The organism is Puia dinghuensis, assembly GCF_014642875.1.
Lineage (GTDB): Bacteria > Bacteroidota > Bacteroidia > Chitinophagales > Chitinophagaceae > Puia > Puia dinghuensis.
In genome coordinates this window covers 127661-134361 of sequence record NZ_BMJC01000009.1, presented here as the reverse complement: position 1 = coordinate 134361, position 6701 = coordinate 127661, and the positions used below count along the sequence as shown (strand labels likewise).

At 48.3% G+C, this 6701-nt stretch carries 4 protein-coding genes and 1 pseudogene; 2 read left to right on the top strand and 3 right to left on the bottom strand.

Annotation, left to right across the window (positions count from 1 at the left end; genetic code table 11):
- Both IEY39_RS29340 and IEY39_RS29335 read left to right on the top strand, forming a co-directional pair.
- A partial coding sequence (locus IEY39_RS29340) for an RHS repeat-associated core domain-containing protein (protein WP_308423276.1) occupies positions 1 to 3107 on the top strand: 3107 nt, incomplete at its 5' end.
- 9 nt (positions 3108 to 3116) lie between these two features.
- Entirely contained in the window at positions 3117 to 3710 is a 594-nt protein-coding gene (locus tag IEY39_RS29335) for a hypothetical protein (RefSeq protein WP_188938313.1), read from the top strand.
- Between the two features lie 228 nt (positions 3711 to 3938).
- On the opposite strand, the gene IEY39_RS29330 is transcribed toward IEY39_RS29335, so the two are convergent.
- The 3 genes and pseudogenes from IEY39_RS29330 to IEY39_RS29315 form a co-directional block, all read right to left on the bottom strand.
- Complete coding sequence (locus IEY39_RS29330) at positions 3939 to 4742, bottom strand: DDE-type integrase/transposase/recombinase (protein ID WP_188938312.1); 804 nt, start codon at positions 4740 to 4742, stop codon at positions 3939 to 3941.
- A gap of 56 nt (positions 4743 to 4798) precedes the next feature.
- A pseudogene (locus IEY39_RS30025) lies at positions 4799 to 5385 on the bottom strand (transposase); the annotation flags it as partial.
- A 278-nt stretch (positions 5386 to 5663) separates the two neighbouring features.
- Positions 5664 to 6674 carry a hypothetical protein gene (locus IEY39_RS29315; RefSeq protein WP_188938308.1) on the bottom strand — a complete coding sequence of 337 codons (1011 nt, stop codon included), beginning with the start codon at positions 6672 to 6674 and terminating at the stop codon, positions 5664 to 5666.
- Positions 6675 to 6701 lie beyond the last annotated feature (27 nt).

Sequence of the window (6701 nt, the reverse complement as noted above, 5' to 3'; positions counted from 1 at the left end):
ATTATAGCTGGGTGGCGGGTACGAATACGGCGCTTGGCTCCGCCCTGGATAGCACCAATACGCGTAATTCCAGTTATTTCATCACCAGCTATAATGCATCGCCCACCTATGCCGTACCCATCGCGCAGAACCCGGTTTCACGGGGCCTGGTGACAGGAACAATGGTCCTGGTCCTGGATAGCAGTAATCAATATATCTTCAATGCCAATTTCTATGATGACCGCAACCGGCTGATCCAGACCCAGGCCATCAACTACACCCAAGGTAAGGATATTACTACGATGCAGTACAATTTTAGCGGCAAACCCTTGCGGACATTGTTGATGCACCAGAAGAACAGCGTTAACCTGGAGCAGCATACGGTGCTGACAAAGACGAACTATGACGCGGCCTTCCGGGTGAAATCGATCTATAAGAACATCGACGGCGCCGCCAGCGATCAGCTGATCGACAGTATGCCGTACAACGAGCTGGGACAGCTGCGGGCGAAGTACATCGGGAGTGTTGCCGGCGTCAATCTGGATAGTCTTGTTTATGACTACAATATCCGCGGCTGGGTCACGGGGATCAATAAGAAGTATGTTGGTGGTACGGTGAACAACTATTTCGGGATGGAATTGGGGTATGATAAAACGACCTCGGTAGCGGGGACGACGAGTTATCTCAATCCGACCTATAACGGTAATATTGCCGGCACGGTGTGGAAGAGCGCGGGGGATACCGTGAAGAGAAAATACGACTTCACTTACGACAATGTGAACCGGCTTACCGGGGCGGCTTTTGTGCAGAATACGAGCGGCACCAACTGGGATAACAGCTATATCGACTTCTCGGTGAGCGGGCTGAGCTATGACGCCAATGGGAATATTCTGTCGATGAACCAGCGAGGGTTCAAGGTAGGGGGCTCGGCTACGATCGATTCGCTCGCCTACTCCTACCAGAATAGCAGCAACAAACTGTCGCAGGTAGCCGATGCGGCCAATGATTCGCTCTCGAAGCTGGGCGACTTCCACTACAAGGGCGCGAAGCAGGCCTTTGACTATACCTATGACGGGAATGGAAATCTCTCGCTCGACAACAACAAAGCTATAGACGCCATCACGTACAACTACCTCAACCTGCCGCAGCTGGTGCACATGAACGGGAAGGGAAATATCCAGTATGTGTACGATGCGACGGGCACGAAGCTGGCGAAGCTGACGAGCGATAGTACGGTGGGCCATTCCACCCGGACGCTGTATGTTGGGGGCTTTGTCTATCAGCAGACCGATACGATTACGAAGCCTGCCGGTGGGGTGGATACGTTGCAGTTCATGGCGCACGAAGAAGGGCGGGCGCGTTGGGCTTTCCACAAGTATTTGAATGGCACTACGGCCTATGGGTGGGAATACGATTTCTTCGAAAAGGATCACCTGGGCAATACGCGCGTGCTGCTGACGCAAGAGAAGGATACGGCGCAATACCTGGCCACAATGGAGGCAGCTTACCGGAATACGGAAGCGGTGCTGTTCTATGATCTCACCAACACCAGCTATCCGCGAGCCTCAGCGCCGGGCTATCCCGTGGATTACAGCGTCACCAACCCCAACGACAGCGTGGCGCGGGTGAACGGGAGCGGGCAGAAGGTGGGGCCGGGGATCATCCTGAAGGTGATGAGTGGCGACAAGGTAGATGTGTCGGTGCAGTATTATTACAACAGCACGGGGACCGGCGGCGGCAACCTCTCGTCGAGCGACCTGCTGAATGTCCTGGCCTCGGGGCTGGTGTCGGTGTCCGGCGGGCTCCATGGCTCTTACACCGATCTGACGGGCGGGTCGAGTCCTCTGCCGGGCGCGATCACGAGTTTCGTGAACAGCAACAATCCCCAGCAAGGCAGCAGCAAGCCGCAGGCCTTCCTCAACTGGATGCTGCTGGACGACCAGTTCAAGATCGTGGGCACCTATCCACAGACCGGCGCCATTCCGGTAGGCAGTGCGGGCACGACGGGCGGGGGGACGCTGCAATCGCCGCTGGGTTATACGGGAATTCCGATGACAAAGAGCGGATATTTGTATATTTATGTGAGTAATGCCACCCCCGGGTGGGACGTGTTCTTTGACAACCTGAGCGTGAAGACGTATAGTGGGCCGATGCTGGAGGAGAATCATTATTACCCGGGCGGGCTGACCATGGCGGGAATCTCTGATAGGGCGTTGAAAGGGAACTACGTGGAGAACAAGTACAGATTTAATGGCAAAGAGCTTCAAAACAAAGAGTTTTATGATGGGTCGGGGTTGGAGGAATATGACTATGGGGCAAGAATGTATGATCCACAGATAGAGCGAATGTTGATGATTGATCCCAAGGCTGATCAGATGCGACGGCTTTCCCCATACTCATATGCCTATGATAATCCGATTCGATTTATTGATCCGGACGGTATGGTTCCAGGAGATTTTCTGGATGAGAAAGGTAAATACTTGGGAAATGACGGGAAAGATGATGGCAAGGTGTATGTCGTAAAAACTCGGCAGAAAGATTTTGCCAAAGATGTCAAATCGGACGGCATTTCTGATAAAACCGCAACAGCAGTGGAAAGTTTTATTAAAAATAATTCAGGAAATGCTGAAGCTTTTGAGGACAATGCACCTATCTACAATAACGTGCAAGAAATAGAGGGCGATAAAGATATTCGCCAGCAAATGGTCGACATTGTGAGTAAAGATGATGGCAGGGGAGGTACATCAGACAACAATAATCGTGAATACGGGGGTACAGTTGCTGCCAATGATGTGGTTATCAAAAATAAGGATGGGGATGTATCTAAACCTGGACAAGAGGTTCCTATTCAATTGAAAACTGCAAGCAACACAAGAGCTGAGTTTCATAGTCACCCTAGTGGCACCTCGGATGACATTAATAGAACCTCTACTGGGAATTCTACAACAGTAGGGGGTACAACAAATTACTCATCTTATCAATCAAAAGGACCTTCGGTGACTGACATTAATAATGTTGGAGGTCGGACAGGTTATGTATTTTCCATGTCGAACAAAACTGTGGTCATTTACAATATGCAAGGTGTAACAGCAACTTTGCCACTTTCAAAATTTGTTAATTACAAATAGTCTTATGATATGAAATGTTCCCTGCTATTCGGTGCTATGTTATTATTATTAGAAAGTTTGATGTCTCAAGATAACATTAACCTCAAGTATAGTTTATTAGTCAAAGAAGGAGTCTTTAGTAGGGCTTTTATTAGAATAAGACCATTATCAATTGCAGGCTTTCGATTAATTGGTAAACGCGCTTTTGCGATGATTGATAAAGACACATTGGAGACCCCTGGCTTGAGCGAAATTGAAATCAGACTTTATCGCGGCCTTATATATGACGCTTCAGTAATGGATACCACCTCTTGGCGCGACGGTGAGCTACCCAGTTGTGTAATTGTTCCCTCTAATGGAAGAGTAAGCAAAAAATATGCTATATCGAAGCTTAAACCTGAAACTAAAGATGACAAAATTTTTTTCAATAAGTTGGTATACTCGTTTAATAAATCTGGAGGAAATAAAAAATGGCTGTATTCATTTTCAAGACCAGTTATTGATTCCTCCGGGAACTACGCGATCATCGCTGATACATCCGCTGGCAACAATTTTGGGTGTTTTTTTTACAAGTGGAATGGTCTGAAGTGGCAAGAAATGCTCAATATATCTACTAGAGATTAATTTGGGTAGTGTATCAAAATATGAGGCCGCAGCAACCTCTACGAACTTTGTACGATAAATCGTCCGGATATCCGGACGTCATTGAATGCGAAGGGGATACGCGACCATCGATCAAAACCGACTGTCACCGCACCATGATTTGCGTTTGAAGTTCTGTGAAAATAGTCTCCGTCGTAAATTCTGATGGAGAGAGTAAGCGTAAATGGAGGAGAAGGTGATGAACCATTATCAGAAGCTATAGTGGCAACATTTGACTGCTTTATTCTCTGCTATCCTGGTCAGTCTGGCTCGGTTGAAGGCTTGCCGGATCAGAGCATGATCGACCCGTTTTCCATTCTGGACTTCCAGCGGTGTCAGCCCATCCAGGACATGATGCGGCCTGTTGTTAAAATCCGCAATGGCCTTTCCGAGATAATCGGGCAATGCTGCCCCGTTGGGAATATCATGGTGATACAGAGACCGGTATTTGAGCTGCTTGTTAGCAGCTTCGATCATGGAATTGGAAAAATCGACATCTACCTGAGCAGTGAGCAGTTGAACGGAGGGTGAAGAAACGGCTTGGGCCCACTCGATCACGGGCCCCTTGTTCTCCGACCCGTCGTCCATTAATACCTGGCATTGGATAAGGCCTGACGGCAAAAGGTACTCTCGATAGACTTGCTGAAGATTCTCAAAGGTGAAGCGGGCTTCACGGGTAGGTGCTAATCGCCAGCAAAGGATCATCCGGGAGAAGTTGTCCTGCACCAGGTAGATGTAATGCCTGCAATGGTCGGCTGTTCGAAAGATGGTCATATCCGCATGCAGGATCTGCAACGGGGCTTTCGCCCTTATCCTTACGGCATGATGCTTTCTTCTTTTGGCCGGCAGCGATCTTCGCAAATCCAACAAATCGACATACTTGTAAAAGGTGTGAATAGCAAAACCAGCCAGGCCATCCCTGCGCATCTGATGATAAACAGAAGCCAGGGCCCAATGCAGAAACCGCGAGTCCTGACAATAGTTCCTGATCCTGCTAATTTCCCGGTCGAGCAACTGGGAAAGATGCCGTATCCGACACAACTGCAGCAGGGAGGCTAAAGCGGTACAAAACTATGGTGACCTATTTGTGACTTATTCCGTCTGGGACGTTTGCTCCTTAAGTTCAATCCTTCCTCTTTGTAGATCCGATAGGTCCGCTTATGGTTGTCCTTCCACCGCTCCCTTCTCAGTAGGGTATGGATGCGTTCGTGACCATACCTGACCCGCGATTCTGCTATTTCCCGGATCCTTTGCCGAATGGGACGGTCTTCCAGCCGATGCGCCTTGTAATGGTAAACTGAACACCGAAGCATTAATACCCGGCAGGACTTACGGATGGAAACCTGATACTCTATACTCAGGTTCCGGACCAGCACCCGCTTTTGCGCTGGCCTTAGAGCTTTTTTTTGATAACATCCTGCAGCATCTGCTTATCCAAGCTTAGCTCGGCTACCATCTTCTTTAACTTGCTATTCTCGTCCTCCAACGGCCGGAGTCGGCGTAGCTCTGAGGGATCCATACCCCCGTATTTCTTCTTGCAGTTGTAATACGTCGCCTGGCTAATACCCATCTTCCGGCAGATCTCCTCTACCGGCACCGACTCGGACCGTTTAAGCGCAAAAACGATCTGCGCTTCACTGAATTTTGACTTCTTCATCGGGAAATTTTCACATTTAAGTTATGAATAATTACCCCGAAATTTCTAACCTATTTTACTACAGTTTTTTGGGGAGAGGTCAACAGAAAATAGCCTGAAAAGACTTAAATTGCCTTTGTTTAGCTATGGTTTTAACCTCTCTTCGCTCCTCCCCAAATTATTACTGTTCCTCTACTGTCCAACCGCTGCCTATGGTAGCCTCTGGGTGGCGCCATAAAACCAAAAGGCCGCCTCATTTTTTATGAGACGGCCTCCTTTTTTTTTAATCAACGCAAAAACTAAGCGACTTTCTTTCCTGTGCCGCCGGAAGTTTTTTTGTTTGGATCGAGCAGTGGCTTGACGTTGTCCGGGAGCTTCGCTGCTTCAGGTCCGCTCTTTTTACCGCCGCCAAGTGACTCATCCTTATTTGCCTCTTCAGCTTTTTTCCCGGAATTGAACTTTTTCAAAAGTGCGTCCGGAGACAAAGCTTGTTTGGTCCCTTCCGGAGACACTTCATTCTTTTGGCCGTTCAGAGATCTGATAATCCCGGCTGGGAGCGCATTTTCCTGAGACACCTCCAATCCCTCGGTTTTCGTCATTGTTCTTTGCATGACGGGCTCTACGTGTTCGCGTTTCTTTTCCCCCGTCGGGTCAATGACGAACATAGTCATCTCTTTTGTAGTTTTTAGATCCAGCATAAGAAAAACAGGAGCCTGCCGGGTCTCGCCTTCCACTTTTTCTCGAACTTGAAGATAGATAGGCTTGCCTGTTTGGAGGTCTGCCAAGTACCTCTCTTTTTGAGCAGAATTTCCAACAATGTCTTCGTTGCTGATCAATGCGCCGAGATTCACCCTCTCCGCGTTTACCCGGATAATCGGATGTTGCCCGTCGGGTTTTGTCTGAGAGAGGTCGAGCCGTGTAAAGACCATCCTTTTAACATCTTTGTCAGTATCCCAATCGGAATGCAAAACCGTACCACCATTCAAAGCCGTGTAGGACTGATCGAGAGTCATCCCCTTGGTTTTGAAATTTGTGATAAATTGGCTGGCGACCTCTTCGTCTCCGTGAAATAACCTGGCTATATAGCCATTGAAATTGTAAAGTCCAGGAGTTTTGCCTTCAGCCATTTTGGGTTCCCAAACCATAATTTCTCCCTCCCCATATTTTTTGTGGGCGGGAGGGTCAAATGTTATTTCTCGGTCGCCGCGCATAATTCCGGCTTTAATGACATTGTCATACATGCCCTCGAAGCCAGCGAGATTCACAGAATCCAACATGATTTGCAAGTTTCTTTCTTGGATTGGTGTCATTTTGTTGATTTTAAAAATGAGGAAATA